General features: G+C 73.5%; 16 protein-coding genes and 1 tRNA gene. 7 read left to right on the forward strand and 10 right to left on the reverse strand.

All coding sequences use genetic code 11. The features are described from left to right. The first annotated feature begins 19 nt into the window (after positions 1-19). Together ABD254_RS13440 and ABD254_RS13445 are read left to right on the forward strand one after the other, a co-directional pair. Positions 20-976, forward strand: coding sequence for a bile acid:sodium symporter family protein (locus ABD254_RS13440; protein WP_344248933.1), 957 nt, complete (start codon positions 20-22; stop codon positions 974-976). Between the two features lie 10 nt (positions 977-986). Next, positions 987-1,718, forward strand: a complete 732-nt coding sequence (locus tag ABD254_RS13445) for a glutamine amidotransferase (RefSeq protein ID WP_344248934.1) — start codon at positions 987-989, stop codon at positions 1,716-1,718. A gap of 125 nt (positions 1,719-1,843) precedes the next feature. Here ABD254_RS13445 and ABD254_RS13450 read toward each other — a convergent pair whose 3' ends face one another. Together ABD254_RS13450 and ABD254_RS13455 are read right to left on the reverse strand one after the other, a co-directional pair. Continuing rightward, positions 1,844-4,186, reverse strand: coding sequence for an immune inhibitor A domain-containing protein (locus ABD254_RS13450; protein ID WP_344248935.1), 2,343 nt, complete (start codon positions 4,184-4,186; stop codon positions 1,844-1,846). A gap of 204 nt (positions 4,187-4,390) precedes the next feature. Next, positions 4,391-4,777, reverse strand: coding sequence for a DUF5655 domain-containing protein (locus ABD254_RS13455; RefSeq protein ID WP_344248936.1), 387 nt, complete (start codon positions 4,775-4,777; stop codon positions 4,391-4,393). Positions 4,778-5,262: 485 nt separating this feature from the next. Here ABD254_RS13455 and ABD254_RS13460 point away from each other — a divergent pair, with 485 nt between their 5' ends. The 3 genes from ABD254_RS13460 (at position 5,263) to ABD254_RS13470 (ending at position 7,799) form a co-directional block, all read left to right on the forward strand. Beyond that, the gene (locus ABD254_RS13460; protein ID WP_344248937.1) at positions 5,263-6,330 is read left to right on the forward strand and encodes a 3-deoxy-7-phosphoheptulonate synthase; all 1,068 of its coding nucleotides are present in this window, start codon (positions 5,263-5,265) and stop codon (positions 6,328-6,330) included. A 160-nt stretch (positions 6,331-6,490) separates the two neighbouring features. Continuing rightward, the gene (locus ABD254_RS13465) at positions 6,491-7,075 is read left to right on the forward strand and encodes a sigma-70 family RNA polymerase sigma factor (RefSeq protein WP_344248938.1); all 585 of its coding nucleotides are present in this window, start codon (positions 6,491-6,493) and stop codon (positions 7,073-7,075) included. Continuing rightward, positions 7,068-7,799 carry an anti-sigma factor gene (locus tag ABD254_RS13470; RefSeq protein WP_344248939.1) on the forward strand — a complete coding sequence of 244 codons (732 nt, stop codon included), beginning with the start codon at positions 7,068-7,070 and terminating at the stop codon, positions 7,797-7,799. The genes ABD254_RS13465 and ABD254_RS13470 overlap by 8 nt, the downstream gene beginning before the upstream one ends. Positions 7,800-7,878: 79 nt before the next feature. Here the strand turns inward: ABD254_RS13470 and ABD254_RS13475 are convergent, their stop codons facing one another. After that, entirely contained in the window at positions 7,879-8,574 is a 696-nt protein-coding gene (locus ABD254_RS13475) for a fasciclin domain-containing protein (RefSeq protein WP_344248940.1), read from the reverse strand. A gap of 184 nt (positions 8,575-8,758) precedes the next feature. Here ABD254_RS13475 and ABD254_RS13480 point away from each other — a divergent pair, with 184 nt between their 5' ends. After that, on the forward strand, positions 8,759-10,765 hold the full coding sequence (locus tag ABD254_RS13480) for a cytochrome c biogenesis protein CcdA (RefSeq protein WP_344248941.1): 2,007 nt from the start codon (positions 8,759-8,761) through the stop codon (positions 10,763-10,765). A 53-nt stretch (positions 10,766-10,818) separates the two neighbouring features. On the opposite strand, the gene ABD254_RS13485 is transcribed toward ABD254_RS13480, so the two are convergent. Then, entirely contained in the window at positions 10,819-12,198 is a 1,380-nt protein-coding gene (locus ABD254_RS13485; RefSeq protein ID WP_344248942.1) for a DUF4232 domain-containing protein, read from the reverse strand. Between the two features lie 272 nt (positions 12,199-12,470). Here ABD254_RS13485 and ABD254_RS13490 point away from each other — a divergent pair, with 272 nt between their 5' ends. Then, complete coding sequence (locus tag ABD254_RS13490) at positions 12,471-14,468, forward strand: LamG-like jellyroll fold domain-containing protein (protein ID WP_344248943.1); 1,998 nt, start codon at positions 12,471-12,473, stop codon at positions 14,466-14,468. Positions 14,469-14,492: 24 nt separating this feature from the next. On the opposite strand, the gene ABD254_RS13495 is transcribed toward ABD254_RS13490, so the two are convergent. The 6 genes from ABD254_RS13495 to ABD254_RS13520 form a co-directional block, all read right to left on the reverse strand. Next, complete coding sequence (locus ABD254_RS13495) at positions 14,493-15,731, reverse strand: NAD(P)/FAD-dependent oxidoreductase (RefSeq protein WP_344248944.1); 1,239 nt, start codon at positions 15,729-15,731, stop codon at positions 14,493-14,495. A gap of 137 nt (positions 15,732-15,868) precedes the next feature. Continuing rightward, entirely contained in the window at positions 15,869-16,366 is a 498-nt protein-coding gene (locus tag ABD254_RS13500) for a GNAT family N-acetyltransferase (RefSeq protein ID WP_344248945.1), read from the reverse strand. A 344-nt stretch (positions 16,367-16,710) separates the two neighbouring features. Beyond that, a complete protein-coding gene (locus ABD254_RS13505; RefSeq protein ID WP_344248946.1) occupies positions 16,711-17,367 on the reverse strand; it encodes a hypothetical protein in 657 nt (218 codons plus the stop codon). Between the two features lie 115 nt (positions 17,368-17,482). Next, positions 17,483-17,872 (reverse strand): hypothetical protein, encoded by a 390-nt coding sequence (locus ABD254_RS13510; RefSeq protein WP_344248947.1) that lies wholly within the window; start codon positions 17,870-17,872, stop codon positions 17,483-17,485. Between the two features lie 617 nt (positions 17,873-18,489). Further along, positions 18,490-18,566 (reverse strand) — tRNA-Pro (locus ABD254_RS13515). A gap of 92 nt (positions 18,567-18,658) precedes the next feature. After that, positions 18,659-19,591, reverse strand: coding sequence for a metallophosphoesterase (locus ABD254_RS13520; protein ID WP_344248948.1), 933 nt, complete (start codon positions 19,589-19,591; stop codon positions 18,659-18,661). Positions 19,592-19,604 lie beyond the last annotated feature (13 nt).

The raw sequence follows: 19,604 nt of genomic DNA on the forward strand, positions 1-19,604 counted from the left end.
GTCGATAGGGTGCGGCGACATGCGCACAGTTGCGGAGCTGGCGGGACGATGGTTTGCGGTGCTCGTGGTGCTGGGCGGGGTGGCGGGGCTGCTCGCCCCCACCGTGCTCGCCCCGATCGCGGACCAGACCCCGCTCTTCCTCGGGATCATCATGTTCGGCATGGGGCTCACGCTCCGCGGCGCGGACTTCGCGCTCGTGGCGCGGCGCCCGTGGGTGGTGCTGCTCGGCGTCGTCGCGCAGTTCACGATCATGCCGGCGCTGGCGTGGGGGATCGGGCACCTCTTCGGCCTCACCGGCGACGCGATGATCGGCATGATCCTCGTGGGCGCCGCGCCCGGCGGGACGGCGTCGAACGTCATCGTGTACCTCGCGAAGGGCGACACCGCGCTGTCGGTGACGCTCACGACCGTCTCGACGCTGCTCGCGCCGATCCTCACTCCCGCGCTGGTGCTGTGGCTCGCGGGCTCGCAGCTCGACGTCACCTACGGCGCGCTCGTGACGTCCATCATGCAGATCGTGCTGTTCCCGGTGCTCGCCGGCCTGCTGGTGCGCACGTTCGCGGGCGGGCTCGTCGAGCGGTACATGCTGCCGTACCTGCCGCTGGTGTCCGTGACGGGCATCGTCGTGGTGGTCGCGGGCATCGTCGCGGCGAACGCCGACGCCGTGCTCAGCACCGGGCTGCTGCTGGCGCTCGCCGTCATCCTTCACAACGGCCTCGGCCTGGCGCTCGGCTACGGCGCGGCGAGCCTCGCCCGGCTGGAGGAGCCCGCCCGGCGCGCGCTGAGCGTCGAGGTCGGGATGCAGAACTCCGGCCTCGCGGCCAGCCTCGCCACGGCCCACTTCACGCCGGCCGCCGCGCTGCCCGCGGCGCTGTTCTCGGTGTGGCACAACATCTCCGGCTCGCTGCTCGCGTCGTACTGGGCGCGACGTCCGGTGGACGAGCCAGCCCGGGCAGAGCCGGTCGGCACCGCCTAGCCTGCGAGCCGTGAGACCGTTCCTGTTCCTCGGGACGCGGGCCGAGGACGTGGCCGCCGACGGTGAGTACCGGGCCGTGCTGCGGTACTCCGGCCTGTCCGCGTCGCAGCTGCGCCGGGTCCGGCTGGAGCGGGAGCCGATGCCGGGCGTCGACCTCGACCACTACTCCGGCGTCGTCGTGGGCGGCGGCCCGTTCAACTCCTCCGACCCGCCCGCGGAGAAGTCCGAGGTGCAGGTCCGGGTCGAGCGGGAGATGGCGGCGCTGCTGGCCGACGTCGTGCCCCGGGACTTCCCGTTCCTCGGCGCCTGCTACGGCATCGGCACGCTCGGCACGCACCTGGGCGCCGTCGTCGACCGGACGTACTCCGAGCCCGTCGGGCCGGCCGAGATCACGCTCACCGACGACGGGGCCCGCGACCCGCTGCTGGCCGGGGTGCCGCGCCGGTTCACGGCCTACCTGGGGCACAAGGAGGCGGTGGCCGAGCTGCCGCGGTCCGCGACCGTGCTCGCCGCCTCCGCCGACGCCCCCGTGCAGATGTTCCGGGTGGGCGAGAACGTCTACGCCACCCAGTTCCACCCGGAGCTCGACCTCGCGGGGCTCGAGCAGCGGGTCGAGGTCTACCGGACCTACGGGTACTTCCCGCCCGAGGAGGGCGACCGCATCGTCGCCCGGGCGCGCGAGCACCGCGTCACCGAGCCGATGCGCATCCTGCGCACCTTCGTGGCCCGCTACGCCCGCTGACCCGCAAGCGCCGGTCGAGCCTGTCGAGACCAAGGTCTCGACAGGCTCGACCAGCGACGGGTCAACCTTGTCGAGACCAAGGTCTCGACAGGCTCGACCAGCGACGGGTCAACCTCCGGGATGTGTCAGTTCACCTTCACCGTCATGACGCCCGACCTGCCGTGCACCCTCTTGACCTCGATGGTCGTGCCGGTGCCGCCGACGATCACCGAACCGCCGGGGTTCGCCTGGTCGTAGTAGGCGTACGGGTCGGAGTCGTCGAACACCCGCGCGCCGCGCTTCGGCCCGGTCACGAGCCGGGTCATGGTCCCGTCCTCGAGCTGGCGGTGGAGCCAGAGGCCGTCGGTCGGGGTGACGCCGAACGTCGCGTCGTAGGGCTGGATGCGGTTGCCCGCGACCGCGCCGTTCGACCACGTCAACGCCTTGGGGTGGGCGTCCACCGGGAGGGCCTGGCCACCACCGGGGTGCTGGGAGGTGTTGTTGTCCCCGTACAGGCTGTTGACGTACCAGACGAGCAGGCCGTCCTGGTAGGGGAACTTCTCCACGGTGTTCGGCGCGCTCGTCCGGAACCCGAAGTTGTACGGCCCGGTCTTCAGCGTCGTGTCGTACCCGGCGTACTGGCGGTTCTCCGCGACGTAGTAGTGCGAGTACACCTGGGTGTAGCTGCCGTCCGTGATGACGGAGAACCCGTCGAGCGTCCAGCCCGCGGCGTCGTCCTCCACGTCGGCGACGAGCGCGTCGCCCACGGCGACGTCGTCGACGACGAAGCCCAGCTCGTGAGCCGCCGCGTCGTTGACGTGCCGGAACCGCACCTGCGCCTCCTGCCCGGCGTACGCCGAGAGGTCGGCGGTGAGGTCCACCCACGCGCCCTTGGTGGTGCCGGTGATCCCGTGGCCGGTGTTCTGGCCGTTCGGGTCCGTGGCGGTCGACAGGTTCGTGGGCAGCGACGTGAACGTCGCGCCGCCGTCGGTCGAGATCTCCGCGTACGCGTAGTCCCAGTCGGTCTCGATGGCGTAGGCGGCCTTTGCCGTCAGCGTGCCGCCCGCGGGCACGGTGAACGACGGCGACGTGGCCGTCGCGGTGCGGTCGTCGCCCGTGCCGGAGTACAGGTACTTGCCGTCCTGCGGCTCCTGCACGTCGATCGTCTTCTCGCCGTCGGGCAGGTCCACGACGACCGCCTGCGCGTCGTTCGTGGCGTGGTAGGCGGGGCCGAGGTCCACCGTGGCGCTCTCGCCGGCGTCGACCGTCGTGTAGTCGGACCAGCCGAGGAACATCTTCTCGGTGGCGCCCATGTGGTTGGGCGTCGTGCCGATCGGGGCGCCCCGCTCGCTCAGCCACGAACCGCCGCTCATGAGCGTCCAGTACGCGGTGCCGTTGTCGCCGCCCGCGGTGTCGTAGTAGTCCGGCAGGCCGAGGTCGTGGCCGAACTCGTGCGCGAAGACGCCGAGGCCGCCGTTCTCCGGCTCGGTGGTGTAGTCACGGATCCACAGGTCGGTGTCGCCGATCCTGATGCCGCCGACCTTCGGGAAGCCGGCGGGCCCGTCCTTTCCGATCCCGGCCTGGTTGACCGCCCAGCGGTGCGACCAGATCGTCGACTCGGCGGCGCCGGCCTCCTCGCCCTCGCCGGCGTGGATGGCCTGGAAGTGGTCGATGTACCCGTCGGGCTCGTCGAAGATCCCGTCGCCGTCCAGGTCGTACCGGTCCCAGACGTCGAACGACTGGAGGTAGTCGGTGATCTCCTGCGGGGTCTTGCCCTGGGCGATCTGGTCGTCGTACCAGGCGTTCGCCGAGTCCTGGACGAAGCGCGTCATGTCCGTCTGGGACTCACCCAGGCGCTCGCCCGTCTCCGGGTCCTTGAGGTTCGAGCCGTAGGAGGCCTGCGCGTACGGCACGGTGACCCAGTCGGACACGTCGCCCTGCAGGTCGAAGCGTCCCGAGGACATCTCGTCGTAGACGCCCGCGAACGACTGCCCGCCCTGGTCCTCCAGGCCGGTGAAGAACATCTCCTGGTAGTGCTCGCGGGAGAAGTCCGACTCCCAGTAGGTCGAGTTGTCCGTGCGGCCCGGCTTCGGGATCTCGTTGCGCCCGGGGCCCGACGGCGCGTCCGGGTAGCGCGGGTCGGCCTGGTCGCCGAACTCGACGAGGAAGGTCAGGAGCTGGGCCGTCTGCTCGGTCTCGTACTCGACCCACTGGCCCTTGCCGACCTTGACGGCCTGGGACGAGGCCGTCCCCTTGCTCCGGGTGGTGACCTTCGCGTCGCCGGTGGCGACGAGGTCGACCGCCCGCTGCTTCATGGCCGTGCGCTTCGCGGCGAGCGCGTCCGGACGGTCGTCCGGTGTGCTCTGGGCGGGAGTGTCGGTGGTGGGCGGTCCGTCGACGGCGGGCGACGCGGCGGCGACGCCGGGCGCGACGACGGCGGCGAGCAGCAGCGCCGCCACCCCGACCGCACTGGTGGTGCGAACTCTCAAGGCTTCCTCCACGGTGTCCGGGCCCGGCGGGTCGTTGCCGGGCGCGCTGCCCGCCGCCCGGGACGGTCGTCCCGAGCAAGCGTGGCTGCGCGTACTCAACCAGAGGCGCGTTACAAATGTGGAACACGCCACAGGGAAGGCCACCTGGTGAGACGCCGGGCCGCGTCGTCGTGCCCGCCGCGGGCTCCTGGAGACCCGCGTCGGTCAGCCGGCGGCGTCGTAGGCCTCGCGGACCCAGCCGGCGATCTCGTCGTCCAGCTCGCCCGGATCGCGCACCTCGACGTGGTGCATCCACACGCGCGACGACGGGTGCACGACCTGCTTCACGCGGGGCGAGGCGAGCTCCTGCCCGAGGGCGAACGACACGACGGCGGGGGCGTCGACGTGGTCCCGCAGGCCGACCCACGGTGGCCACACGTATGCGAAGCCGCGCCGCCGGCGGAACGCGACCTGCGTCTTCGTGGTGCGGACCGCGACGTCGTCGCCCGTGACGTCGGCCACCAGGCGGGAGAACGCCACGCAGATCGCGAGCCCCTCGGGCGAGTGCTCGAACAGCTCCTCGGGCGTCGACGGCGTGGCGGGGGTCGGCATCCTGACCTCGGCAGACGGTGAGGCGGCGAGGGTCGTGACGCGGCCGACGCTACTCGTCCGTCCGCCACGCGCCAGCGGGGCCGGCGCCGCGGGACCGCCGGGCCGCCGCGCCCGGATGGTGGACTCGGGTGGACCCGCGTCGCGCCGCCGCGTACCGTTCCTCTTCGTGGACACCCGTTGGTATTGGCGCTTTACGCCGGCTCCGGTAGGAGCTCGGCGGGCTCGCGCCTGACCGACACCCACCACCGGAGCCAGCACAGGGCCTGGGACGCGACCGCGTCCGGGGCCCTTCGTCGTCAGACGGGCCGCTCCGGTCGGGCACACGCCACGTTCGACGACGACGCCGGACCGCCGCCCGACCGCCCCGCCCCCACCGTCTGACCAGGAGCCCCGCGATGACCACCACGTCCGCCGCCACCGGTACTGCTGCCGGTACCGCCGTCCGTCCCGCGCCGTCCGAACCCGGCCGGCCCGATACTGAGCTGATGGCCGAGACCTCCGACCTGCGCGTCCGCGCGCTGGACCCCCTGCCCGCCCCGGGCGTGATGCGTGCCGAGCTGCCGCTCGGCACCCCCCGCAGCGACCTCGTCACGACGTCCCGCCGCGAGGTGCGCGACGTGCTCCGCGGCGAGGACGACCGCCTGCTCGTCATCGTCGGGCCGTGCTCCGTGCACGACCCGGCCGCCGCGCTCGACTACGCGCAGCGCCTGGCGCCGCTGGCACGCGAGCTCGCCGAGGACCTGGTCGTCGTGATGCGGGTGTACTTCGAGAAACCGCGCACCACGGTCGGGTGGAAGGGGCTCATCAACGACCCGCACCTGGACGGCACGCACGACGTGCACCACGGCCTGCGCCTGGCGCGCGAGGTGCTGCTCGGCGTGCTCGACGCCGGCGTGCCCGCCGCGTGCGAGTTCCTGGAGCCGACCAGCCCGCAGTACATCGCCGACGCCGTGACCTGGGGCGCGATCGGGGCGCGCAACGCGGAGTCGCAGGTGCACCGGCAGCTCGCGTCGGGCCTGTCCATGCCGGTGGGCTTCAAGAACGCGACCGACGGCGACATCCAGATCGCCGTCGACGGCTGCATCACCGCGGCGAGCGAGCACACCTTCTTCGGGGCGGACGCCGAGGGGCGCGCGGCCGCCGTCGAGACCACCGGCAACCCGGACTGCCACGTCATCCTGCGCGGCGGGCGCGGGGGGCCGAACTACGGCGCGGCCGACGTCGCGGACGCGCTGGCGGTGGCGCGCACGTCCGGGCTCGGCGGGGCCGTGGAGGCGGGCCTCGTGGTCGACGCGTCGCACGGCAACTCCGGCAAGGACCACGTGCGGCAGGCCGAGGTGGTGCGCGAGATCGCCGGGCGCCTCGCCGAGGGGGAGCAGGGCATCACCGGCCTGATGATGGAGAGCTTCCTCGTCGCCGGAGCGCAGAAGCCGGGGCCGCTGGACTCGCTGGTCTACGGGCAGTCCGTCACCGACTCGTGCGTCGACTGGGACACCACCGCCGAGCTGCTCGGCACCCTCGCCGCCGCCGTGCGCGAGCGCCGGCAGGCCTGAGCCCTCGGCAACGTGCGTGCTGACGTGATCCGCGAGCCGACCGTTCGCGGATCGCGTCAGCACGCACGTTGCCATGCGCGGTGTCCGGCGGCCGCGCGTGACGGGGGACACGGGCGCGCGGACCCATCCGAGCGCGCCTCCGTGACGAACCCTGTGCGTGGTGGGGCAGACTGACGAGGTGCCGCCTCCTACGACGACGCCCGTCGACGCCGCGCTCGTCGCGTGCTCCGGCGGTGACCCGGCCACGTTCGGGCCCGTCTACGACGCGCTGGCGCCCGTCGCCTACGGGACGTCGCTCGGCGTGCTCCGCGACCCGGATCACGCCGCCGAGGTGACCCAGGAGGTGATGGTCGAGGTGTGGCAGACAGCGGCACGGTTCGACCCCGCGCGCGCCTCCGCACGCACCTGGGTCGCGACGCTCGCCCGCCGGCGGGCCGTGGACCGGGTGCGGTCCGAGCAGGCGCGCCGCGACCGCGACCAGCGCGACCTCGACTCCTCCCTCGGCTCCGCACCCCGCGACGTCGTGGCCGAGGACGTCGAGCGACGCCTCGAGGGCGCGGCCGTCCGCCGGTGCCTCGACGCGCTCACGCCGACGCAGCGCGAGGCCGTCGTCGAGGCGTACTACGGGGGTCGCACGTACCGGGAGGTCGCCGACCGGCTCGGAGCCGCGCTGCCCACCGTCAAGAGCCGGATCCGGGACGGCCTGGGCCGCCTGCGCGACTGCCTGGGGGTGCGACGTGGCTGACGAGCACGGCGAGGCGTGGGAGCTGCTCCCCGCCTACGCGCTGGACGCGGTCGACGACCTCGAGCGCCGGACGGTCGAGCGGCTGCTCGACGCCGACCCGGACGCCCGCCGCGCCCTCGACGAGTACCGCGAGGTCGTCGCCTCGTTCGCGGTCGAGCAGGCGCCGCCGGAGCACCTGCGCGGGGCGGTCCTCGAGCGCGTCGCGGCGACGGCCCAGGCGACGTCCCGCGTGCCGGGGAGCGCTCCCGCCCGGGCCGACGGCGCGGCGTCGAGCCGCAGTCGCAGACGGTGGGGCGTGCTCGCGGTGGCGGCCGCCGCCGTGGTGGCCGTGGCGGTGCCGACCACGGTCGCGGTCCGCGAGCACCGGGAGAACGTGCAGCTCGAGCAGCAGGCGGACCGCGTCGCGCAGATGCTGGCGGACCCCGGCGCGCAGCTGGTGACGGCACCGGTCGCCGGTGGCGGCGAGGCGACCGCGCTGGTGTCCGGCGACGACGTCCTGGTGTCGGCGGCCGGCATGCCCGCCCCGGGCGAGGGTCACGACTGGCAGCTGTGGATCGTGGAGGGCGACGCGCCCGAGCCCGCCGGGCTGATGCCCGCCGCGTCCGGTGGCGTGTCGAGGGCGCTGGTCGAGGGCGGTGCCGGCAAGGTCGTCGCCGTCACGCTGGAGCCCGAGGGCGGGTCCCCGGCGCCCACGACCGACCCGGTCGTGACGATCGAGACCTGAGGCCTCCGACCGGAGCCGGGCGGCGCGGCGAGGGCCGCCGCACCCGAAGGTGCGGCGGCCCTCAGCCGTCCGGTCGCGATCACATCGGCGGCATGAGCACCGAGTCGACGAGGTAGACGGTCGCGTTCTGCGTCATGACGCCGCCGCAGACGACGCTCGCGTCGTTGACCTTCATCTCGTCGCCGGAGCCGGTGACCTCGAGGGTGTCGCCCTGCACGGTCTCGTGCTCGCCGGCGACGTCCTCGGGCAGGAGCTGGCCGGGCACCACGTGGTACGTGAGCACCGTGGTCAGCAGGTCCGCGTCGGTGGACAGCGTGTCCAGGGTCTTCTGGTCCACCTGCGCGAACGCGTCGTCCACGGGCGCGAAGACGGTGAACTCCCCGCCGTTGAGCGTGTCGACCAGGTCGACGTCGGGGTTGAGCTCGCCGCTGACGGCCGACGTCAGCGTCTTCAGCATCGGGTTGTTCGACGCCGCCACCGCGACAGGGTCGGTCGACATGCCCGTGATGGAGCCGGCGCCGTCGGGGACCTGCTCGGCGTAGGCCTCGCAGCCCGGCCCGACGAGGTTCGCGGCGGGGTCCATGGCCATGTCCTCGGAGCCCTCGGACTCCATCTCGTCCATCGGCTCCTCGGTGGGGCTGGGCGACTCCTGCGTCATCGACTCCTCCGTCGACGTGTCCGCGGGCTCCGTCTCGGACGAACAGGCGGCGAGCCCCAGCAGGGCCAGGGTGGCGAAGCCGGCGGCGGCGGTGCGGGTGCGAGTGCGAACGTTCATCGGTCTCTCCTAGCGTCGTCGCCCCACGTCTCCGGGGCGCTTCACCGGGGGTTCGGAGCCGTGGCGGGCCCGGATGGGTCGGCTGCCGGACCCGGGCGGCCCGGCCCGTCCGCCCGTGGCCCGTCCGCCCGTGGCCCATCCGCCCGTGGCCCATCCGCCCGTGGCGCCGCTCCGAACCGGGGACATGGAGACCTTGATCCTCATCGGACTGCTCGGCGGGCTCATCACCGGCATCTCGCCCTGCATCCTGCCGATGCTGCCGGTGATCTTCTTCGCCGGCGGCGTCCAGGGCGCGCGCGACCCGCGCGCCGCCGAGCACGCGGACGACGGTGAGCACGCGGACGACGGTGAGCACGCGGACGACGGTGAGCACGCGGACGACCGCTGGTCGGCCGACGTCGTGGAGGTCTCCGCGCCCGCCGTCGCTGCGGCACCCAGGGGCGCGCCTCCGGCGCTGCGCTTCGACGTGCCGACGGCCGTGCGCACAGGCGCCGGCGGCCGCGTCGTGTCCGGCATCGACCCGAACGGTCCGACGTCGCCCGGGCCCGTCGCTCCCGCGGGCGGGGGCGGGCACGCACGCGCGCCGGAGCGGTCGTGGCGGCCCTACCTGGTCATCGCGGGCCTGGTGCTGAGCTTCAGCGTGATGACCCTGCTGGGCTCGCTGCTCCTCGGTGCGCTCGGGCTGCCGCAGGACCTGCTGCGCTGGGCCGGCATCGTGCTGCTGGCGGCACTGGGCGTCGGCATGATCGTGCCGCGGTTCGAGGAGGTGCTGGAGCGGCCGTTCCTGCGGCTCGCGTCGCTGGGCTCGCGCCGGACGGCGAGCCAGGACCGGGGCGCGTTCCTGCTGGGCCTGGGCCTGGGCGTGCTGTACGTGCCGTGCGCGGGTCCGGTGCTGGCGGCGATCACCGTCGCGGGCGCGACGGGGGACATCGGGCCGGGGACGGTGGCGCTCACGGTGTCGTTCGCCGTCGGGGCCGCGATCCCGCTGCTGGTGTTTGCGCTCGCGGGGCGCCGGGTCGCGGAGCGGGTCTCCGCGTTCCGTCGTCACCAGCGCGGGATCCGGGTCACGGGCGGGGTCGTCGTCATCCTGCTCGCCGGCGCGCTCGCGCTGAACCTCCCGGCGCAGCTGCAGCGGGCGCTGCCCGACTACACGGGCGCGCTGCAGCAGCAGGTGGACGAGAACACGTCGGTGCAGGAGGCGCTCGACCTGGGCGGCATCGTCACCGACGCCAACCGGGAGCTGTCGAACTGCGACAACGGCTCGACCGAGCTCGCGGACTGCGGCACCGCCCCGCCGCTGACCGGCATCACGACCTGGCTCAACACGCCGGGTGGCCGCGCGATCGACCTCCCCGACCTGCGCGGCAAGGTCGTGCTGATCGACTTCTGGACGTACTCGTGCATCAACTGCCAGCGCGCCATCCCGCACGTCAACGCCTGGTACGACGCCTACCGCGACGCCGGCCTCGAGGTGATCGGGGTGCACACGCCCGAGTTCGCGTTCGAGCGGGAGACGCGGAACGTGGTGGCCGGCGCGCGCGACCTCGGCGTCGCCTATCCGATCGCGCAGGACAACGCGTACTCCACCTGGACCACCTACCGGAACCGGTACTGGCCGGCGGAGTACCTGATCGACGCCGACGGGACCGTCCGCTACATCAAGCACGGCGAGGGCGACTACGCCACCACCGAGCAGCACGTCCGTGACCTGCTGCGGGCGGCGGACCCGGACGTCGAGCTCCCGCCCGCCACCGACGTCGTCGACGCGACGCCGGACGGCGAGACGACCCCGGAGACGTACCTCGCGCTGAACAAGGTGTTCAACTACTCCGGCGAGCCGGAGTACGGCTCGGGCCGGGAGAACTTCGAGCACCCGGACGACCAGCCGCAGGACACGTTCTCGCTCGGCGGCACGTGGGACGTCGACTTCCAGGGGGCGACCGCGGCCGCCGACGGCGCGTCGCTCCGGCTCGCCTATCGGTCCACGGACGTGTTCGCGGTGCTCGGCGGGTCCGGCACGGTGAGCGCCCGCGTCACGGGCCCCGACGGCGGCGTCCGCTCCGAGCGTGAGATCGACGTGTCCGGGAACCCGACCCTGTACGACGTCCTCCGCGGCGAGGGGCCGACGGACGGCGTGGTCGAGCTGGAGGTGCCCGAGGGGGTCACGGTCTACACGTTCACCTTCGGGTGACCGGCCGGTGACGACCCCCGGCCGGCAATTCCCGGCCGGCAATTCCCGGCCGGCTACGACCAGCCGTCGGCGGCCTGCGCCCACGGCCCGACCTGCACGTCGGCGCCGTCGAGCACGTCCAGCCCGGCGGGCCCGCCCGAGGTCCCGGCGCCGCCCGGCACCTCGGGGACGAGCCGCACCGGGTCCGCGCCCGGCACCGGCGTCACGGCGAGCGCGGTCGTGACGTCGGGGTCGTTCGCCGTCGACATCGCGTCCCACTCGAGCGTCGCCAGCAGGGACTCGCCCGCCGGGACCACCACGCGGCCGGGCACGACGCCCGGGGCCGCCGCCGTGACCAGGACGTCGTCCTGCTCGTCGCCGTCGGCGTTCAGGAACGCGATGCTCGGGACGCCCTCGACGGCGCACGGCCGGCCGGAGACATTCTGGGCCCGCACCGCGAGATACCGGCTGCCGAGCGCCGCATCGGGCGCCCCCAGCGTCAGACCGAGGTCGGAGCCCGTGCAGTCGAGGGCCCCGGCGTCGGCCGGCCACGGCTCGACGGCGTCCGGCAGCGGCACCGTGCGCGGCACGGTCCGGGGCGGCTCGAGGCCCGCGACCCACCCGGCGGTCGCCGTCCCGTCGCCGGCGACCAGGGTGTACGACGTCGGGGTGACGACGGCGGAGCGGCGCGCCCCGTCGAGCCGGGTCGCGAGCGCCGTGGCGGCGGGCGAACCCGGCCGGGCCGTCGTGGTCACCGTCAGGTCGCTGGGGCTCGTCTGCTCCCAGGTGAAGGCGACCCCCACGACGCCGGCCCGCCCGGCCACGTCGGCGACGAGCTCGGCCGTCGCGGCACGCGGCACCAGGCCGGCGTCGTACACGACAGCGTCGTCCGAGGTGCGCAGCAGGCTCGGGGGCTGGAACGTCGTGGCCGACTCCAGGAGGGCCGCGACCCCGGCGAGCTTGGCCGCGTCGGGGACCGTGACGCTGGTGTCGTCCACGGCCGAGGCGCCCGCCGCCAGCACCGTGTAGGCGAGCGCGACCGCGCCGTCGTCAGGATCCCGCAGGCTCAGCGCGGTCCCGTCGTGGTCGGCCGCGCCGGTGCCGGGAGCTCCCGCCGCGATGGTCAGGGATCCCGCCGTCGATCCCTCCAGCGACTCCGGAAGCCGCACCGCGGCGGCCACGGCGTCGGCGGCCGCCTGCGCGTCGGCGGGGGAGAGGGCCGGGTCGAGCCGCACGGTCCAGTCGACGTACGTCGTCGCGGCCTGGTCGGGCCACCCGCCCAGCGTGTCGTGCCGGGTCTCGACGTCGACCACCCCCGGGACCTGCTCCGCCCGTGTCGAGGCGTCGCGCACGGGGCCGGGTAGGCCGCCCGTCGTCGCCCGCCACACGAGGGCGAGCGCGAGGCCGACGGCGGCGACGACGACCACCACGACGGCGGCACGGAAACGGGTCACGGCGCCGATCGTGCCAGACGCCGCAGGCCCTCGGTGGGGTGCTCGTGCAGGTCGTGCGGAGGCCGCCCCCGGGTCTGCGTAGGGCACGACCCGTGCGCCGGTTCTCTCGGTGGACGCCGAGCGGGTGAAATCTGAGCCCAGGTATGTACCGGAATGCCCGGTCTCGGTACGGTCTGGCCGGGCCGGGCCGACGAGGGCTTGCCCGGGCGGCCGTCAGCGGCCGTCGACGCGCGGCGAACGGTGGTCATCTGGTGGGTCGAGGACGTCGAGGAATGGCGGCACTCGCCGTCGCGGGTCTGCTCGCGACGCTCGGGGGGACGGCGGCGACGGCGGTGCCGCGCGACGCACTCCCACCGCAGGCGACCACCGCTGCCGCGGCCCCGGAGAGCGGCAGGGTGGTGCTCGAGTCGGCTCCCTCGGCACGGACGACGATCCGCAGCGCGGCGCCGTCCCTCACGACGGGTCACGGGTTCGACCGCGCCCGGACGGTGGGCAGGTGCGTCGGCGACGGCGGGCGGGGCTGCCCGGCGCAGGGGGTCCAGCGCGTCGCGTACGACTTCGGTGACCTCGGCGAGCCTGCTGCGCTGCAGGACGGCGTCGTCGTCTCCGCGACGCTCTCCGTCCCGGTGGTCCGGGATCGGCAGTGCGGCGTGCGCCGCCTGCAGGTGCACGCCGTCCCCGCCGTGACCGGCTCGACGTCGTGGGCGTCCTCGGCCTCGCAGTGGGGCGAGGTGCTCGACGTCGCCGCGTCGGAGGCGTGCGGCGGCGGCCGGACACTCGAGCTCGACGTCACGACCGGGGTCGGCCGGGCCGTCCTCTCCGGCCTGCCGCTCGCGTTCGGGCTGCGCGCCGCCGACGAGGACTGTCGTCGATGTGGCCGTGCCTCGGTCGGCCCCGGCGCGTCGCTCGTCGTGGACCTGGCGATGACGGACGTCGTGACGCCGGTGGGCGCGGGCGTGCTCGGCTCGCCCGTCGGGCCGTGCGTCGTCGGGCGCGACCGGCCCGCCGTGCGCAGTACGACGCCGCGGCTCGTGGCCGAGCTGTCCAACGCGCGCGAACCGTTCCCGACGACGATGCGCGCCGTCTTCACGGTGCGGGACCTCGACACCGGGGCCCGGGTCTGGCGCTCCGCCCCGACCGCGGCGCAGGCGTCGGGCAGCCGCCACGTGCGGACCGTGCCGAGCGGGGTCCTCGAGCACGGTGGTCGCTACCGGTGGACCGCGCAGGCGGTGCTGCCGAGCGGGAACCTCACCGCTCCCGAGCGATGCGAGCTCACCGTGGACACGCGATCGCCGAACGAGCCCGGCGTCACCCCGGTCGAGGGATACCCGGCCGTCTACGCCGAGCGCGTGGTCTCCGGCGGGCTGTACCTGACGGGGGGTTTCCGCTTCGAGACTCCGGGATCGGCCGACGTGGCGTACTACCGGTACTCCTTCGGCTCGGACGCCCTGGCCGACCGGGCCGAGCCCGGCGAGGTGGTGGAGCACGCGCCCACGGAGCCGGGGCTGAACTTCCTCGTCGTCCAGGCCGTGGACGCGGCGGGGAACGTCAGCCCGGTGCGCCGGTACGAGTTCTCCGTCGCCTTCCCCGTGGCACAGGGCGCCACCTGGTGGTTCGACGAGCTGGCGGGCACGACGGCCGCCAACACCCTGTCCGCAGACCACGAGCTGACGCTGTCCGGCGAGGATCTCTGGTCGACGGGGCCCATGACCGAGCTCGGCGGCGCGCCCGACGACGGGGCGCTGGCGTTCGACGGCGCCGGCGACCGCGCGACCACCCGGGAGCGCGTCGTCGACCCGGCGGGCAACGTGACCGTGGCGGCGTTCCTCAAGCCGGCGGCCGACGGCGAGACCACGACCGTCGTCACGCAGGGTAAGGGCGACCGCACCGGGTTCGCGCTCGGCACGGTGGCCGACGGTTCGTGCACCTCGAGCACAGGGACCTGCTGGTCGTTCTCCGTGGGCACGGGAGACGGCACCACGCACGCGACGGCGGTCTCCGACGTCGCGCCCGAGCCGGGGAGCTGGACGTTCGTCGTCGGCATGCGGAACTCGGTGACGGGCACCGCGGACCTGTGGACGTGCCCGCTGGACGGCTTCGGCGGGGTCGGGCTGACGGGGCAGGCGTCGGCCGCACCGCTCACGGGCACGTCGTCCGGGGTCGTCACGGTCGGCGGCGGCGCCTGGCGTGGCACCGTGGACGGGGTCCGCGTCCTCGACTCCGTACAGAACGAGTCCAAGCTGCAGCGGTGGTGTACGGGGGCGCGCTGACGGAGCGCCCGGTGAGCGTCCTGGTCAGCCGGTGAAGCCCTCCAGCTCGGCGCGGGGGAATTTGCGGCCCGAGCGGATCAGCTCCTCGACGTCGTCCATCCGCTCCCAGACGTTCACGGCCATCCCGGCATGCACGGCGCCGTCGCGCAGCCAGAACGCGACGAGCTCGCGGTCGGACACCGAGCCGCTGACGACGACCTCGTAGCCGCCGCTGCGCAGGTCGACGAACCCCTTGTACTCCATCCCGACGTCGAACTGGTCGCTGAAGAAGTACGGCAGGACGTCGTAGGGGGCGTCGTCGCCGAGCAGCGCGCGGCCCGCGTGCGCCCCCGACTCCAGGGCGGTGGCCCAGTGCTCGACGCGCAGCGGGCGCCGGTAGTGCGGTGACGGGATCGACGCGATGTCGCCGGCGGCGAAGACGTCCGGGTGGGAGGTGCGGAGCGTCGCGTCGACGACGACGCCGCCACCCTCCGCGCGCGGGCGGAGCGGGAGGCCCGCGGCCTCGGCGAGGCCCACGTTGGGCGTCGCGCCGACGCCGACGACGACGAGGTCGGCAGCCAGCTCGGTCCCGTCGTGCAGCTCGACGCCGGTGGCCCGCCCCTCGCGGCCGACGACGGCGATGACCTCGCCGCGGCGCAGGTCGACCTCGTGGTCGGCGTGCACCTGCCCGTACAGGGCGCCCATCTCGGGCCCGAGCACCGCCTCCAGCGGGTGCTCGTCGAGACCCACGACCGTGACGTCCAGGCCGAGCATCCGCGCAGACGCGGCGACCTCCATCCCGATCCACCCGCTGCCCACCACGACGACGCGGCCGTCGCCCTCCAGGGACGCCGGCAGCAGCGTGGACGCGAGCAGGTCGGAGTCCTCCAGGGTGCGCAGGTACTGCACGCCCCCCAGGTCGCGGCCTGGCACGTCGAGCATGCGCGGCGACGAGCCGGTCGCGAGCAGCAGCCGGGAGAACGGCAGCTGGGCGCCGCCGGCGAGCGTCGCCCGGCGGGCGTCGAGGTCCAGCCCCACGACGGTGTCCGACGTGCGCAGCTCGACCCCCTGGTCGGCGTACCAGTCCTCAGACAGCGGGAAGAGCGTGTCCCGCTCCGCCTGTCCGCGCAGGTAGTCCTTGGACAGCGGCGGACGTTCGTACGGGGCGCAGGGCTCGGTCGTGACGACGACGAGACCGACGTCCGCGTCCCGCTCGCGCACCGCTTCGGCGGCCTTGGCGGCGGCGAGGCCGCCGCCGACGATGACGATCGGTTCGGTGGGCATGGGACCTCCAGTCGCAGGTGCCGGTTCGCCCCAGTCTGGCCGCCCGGCCGCCGTCACGCACCGGGGCACGCCACGCGGCGCCGAGCGGGGGTGACGAAAAGGTCGGGGTTGCGGAGGTTCGAAACCCCCTGGGGCCGCTAGCGGACGTGGCGCACCTCGGCGAGGCCGTCGTCGACGAAGCGCGCGCCATCGGGCACGAACCCGTTGCGCTCGTAGAACCGCCGCGCCCGGGGGTTGTCCTCGGCCACCCAGAGCTGGGCGGGCGTGCCCGGCGGCAGGACGGCGTCGAGCAGCGCCTGACCCGCGCCCGTCCCGTGGTGCGCGGCCAGCACGTAGAGCAGCCAGAGCTCGCGGCCGCGCACCGGCTCGTGGCCCCCGACGCCACGCCCCGCGCCGCCGAAGGCGATTCCGACGACCTGACCGCCCGACTCGGCGACCGTCACCGCCATGCCGTCGTCGAGCCAGCGCTGCCAGGTCGCCGTGCGGCGTTCGAGGGTGTCCGACTCCCAGTGGTCCGCCGGGAGCAGCCCGGAGTATGTCTCGACCCACGATGTGTGGTGCACGAATGCGCAACCGGCGGCGTCGTCGGGCGTGGCGGGACGAATGACGGCGGGCACGGAGGGAACCAGTGGCATGGCGTCATCGTGACGCGCCCATCAGCCGACGTCGAGGGCGATCTTCGATATCGACGGCCGCGCCAGAACGAGGCCCCCAGGTGCGCCCCCAGAGGGCGACTCCGAGCCTCCGGGCAAAGCGAAAGGCCCTCTGGCCTCAGCGTTTCCGCTGACCAGAGGGCCTTTCGGCTGGTCGGGTGACAGGATTTGAACCTGCGACCTCTTCGTCCCGAAGGGCAGTGGCGCGACTTGCGACCTGCGGGAACGCGCGAGATTCCGCGCCTCATCGTCCCTGGCCGTCGGTCACTGTCGTGCCCGTGGGGGATGCCGTAGATGCCCACTTAGATGCCCCAGCGGAGTCGTGTTCAGCTTGCGAGGATGCGCAGTGCTGTCTGGCCTTCGCGGCGGGCTTCGCTCGGGATCGCGTTCCAGTAGCGGGAGTGGTCGGGTAGGTTTCGGGTGAGCGTGGCGATGCGTTGGCGGTCTGACCCGGCGAAGGTCTCGCGTGCGGCGAACGGGTCGTCCAGGCAGCACAGCAGCGCGGCGGCGTCTTGCAGGTGGCGCTCGCGATCGCGTGAGTCGGTCCGGTAGGCGGCGGCCTTGAGGACGAGTGCCCCGAACACGTTCGGCACGCTGATCGTCGTCGGGTCTCCGTCGATGACCAGGCCTGCGTTGACGGTGCGGCGCAGCGCCTGGGTGCCGCCCTCGATGGCGACGAGGTCACGGCCACGAAGCGGCTCGACCACGCGGGGCGCGGCGTGGTCGGCGACGAGGACGTCGACGACGTCGACGACGTCGTCCCTGGTTGTGACCAGGTCGATGCGGTCGGTGCCGCGGACGAACCGGTGAGCGGTGCGCTCCCGTGGGTCGATCGAGGTGAGCATCTGGTAGCCGAGGGACTCGAGCACGCGTGAGGCTTGGGCAGGCAGACCGCGGGTGGATTCCACGTGCAGCACGATGTCGACGTCGTTGGTCGGGCGGACGACGTCCAGTCCGTGGTGGATCGTGTGGAGCTGGGTCATCAGCCCACCGACAAGGGTCCATGCGGTGTGCGGCAAGGCTGCAGCGATCTCGGCGACGTTGGGCCACGGTGCGAGCCATCCGCCCGCCGGCGTCGGGACGGTGATCGTGGGGCGATCAGCCACGTGGCTTCTCCAGGGCGTCGGTCAGGGCGTCCATGCCGGCGGTTCGTTCGCGGGTGTCGAGCGAACCGGCGAGGTCCAGTGCGGTGAGAACGGTGTCGGCGGCCGCGATGCGTGTGATCGTGCCGGTCGGGAAGGTTGTGGTGCGCAGCGTGATGAGGCCGCTGGTGTCGCGGACGAGCCCGAACCTGCGCACCAGCTCGTCGAGCTTGTTCGCGTCGACGTAGCCATCGACCATGTTGGCGTCCGCCAGCCCGAGCCGGGATCGCGCCACGCTCGTGTCCACGATCCGCTGCTTCAAGCGTTCAGCGACGGACGAGTGCCCGGCGTACTGCACGACGTCGGCGCGCTCCCGCGTTCGCTCGACCAGGTCCGCGGCGCTCATGGACCGCATCCGAGCCTTCAGGCGAGACCGTTGCGTCTCGCCCATCCAGGAGGCAACCAGCCCGGAAAGGATCGCGACCGCACCCCACGCCGTCTCGGGCAACCACGGGCGCGTGCGCTGCTGGCCACGCACTGCGAGGAACCGATCGATCGACTCCGAGTCGATGACCCCGCGAGCCAGCGACGTGAGCTCACCCTGGGCGACGAGGTGCTGCACCTGACGGGGTGAGACCCCGAGGCGCTCGGCGGCATCGCGCACGGCAATCAACGACATGACAGGTAGTTTCGCCTACGCGAAATCATCAGTCAACCATCTCGGTGCACCAACATGGTGGCTGCCACGGCAATCAGACCGACGCGCACCGGTGAGACGCGACTGGTGGCCGCGGCTGTGATGCTCACTCGGCAGCCACACGCTCACGGTAGGCGAAGAGATCGGTAACGGCGGCGCAACCCTCTGACCTTGGTCGATGCGGCGGCATCGAGCCCCCGACGAAGAAGTCAAGGCCGTCTCTAGATGCCCAGATAGATGCCCAGCACCCGCGAAGAGGTCTCTCCCAGGCAACGCGAAAGGGCCGCTGTCCTGAGCGAATGCCCAGGTCAGCGGCCCTTTTCGGCTGGTCGGGGTGACAGGATTTGAACCTGCGACCTCTTCGTCCCGAACGAAGCGCGCTACCAAGCTGCGCCACACCCCGAAGGACTTGCTCCATGCACCGGGACCTACGTCCTCGTGCGGAAGCCTGCTCAGAATAGCCGACGATCCGCCCCAGACGAAAACGAGATCCGCCTACCGGGCGGTGAACGTGAGCAACGTCGCCTCCGGGCGGCACGCGAACCGCACCGGGGCGTACGGGGAGGTGCCCGCACCCGCCGAAACGTGCAGCCAGGTGGAGCCCGCGCCGCCGGCCTCGTCGGGGCGCGGCCCGGGCCAGCCGTGCAGGCCCTTCGCCCGACGGCGGTCGATGTCGCAGTTCGTCACCAGCGCGCCGACACCGGGCAGGCAGAGCTGCCCGCCGTGCGTGTGACCGGCGAGGACGACGTCCGTGCCGTCCTCGTGCATCCGGTCCAGGACCCGGCGGTACGGCGCGTGCGCGACGCCGAGGTGCAGCACTTCGGAGGTTGAGCTCGTCGAAGCCGACGGGACCCTGGTTTCGACAGGCTCAACCAGCGGGGTGGGGAACTCGTCGAGGTCGAGGTGCGGGTCGTCCACCCCGACGAGCGAGAGCCTGCGCCCGTCCGCCACGACGACGTCGCGGCGGTTGGTGAGGTCCTTCCACCCGGCTGCGGTCATCGCCTCGGCGAGCTCGTCTGACGGCAGCTCGGGCGGGCGGGACGGGGCCACCCGGGCGTCGGGGAGGAAGTAGCGCGCGGGGTTCTTCGGCACGGGCTCGTAGTAGTCGTTCGACCCCATGACGAACGCGCCGGGCAGCTCGAGCAGCGGCTCGAGCGCGTGCAGCACCGGCCCGAGGGAGTCCCGGTGGGCCAGGTTGTCACCGGTGTCGACGACGAGGTGCGGTTCCAGCGCGGCCAGCGACCGCACCCAGGCGATCTTGCGCTCCTGCGTGGGCGTCAGGTGCAGGTCGGAGACGTGCAGCACCCGCAGGTCGGGCTCTCCCGGCGGCAGCACCGGGACCGTGACGCGGCGCAGCGTGAAGAGCTTGGTCTCCAGGTGGGCGTACGCCAGGCCGGCCACGCCGACGGCCGCGAGGCCGCCCAGCACCCGCCCGGCGCGC

This window comes from Isoptericola hypogeus, assembly GCF_039531145.1.
Taxonomy (GTDB): Bacteria; Actinomycetota; Actinomycetes; order Actinomycetales; family Cellulomonadaceae; genus Isoptericola; species Isoptericola hypogeus.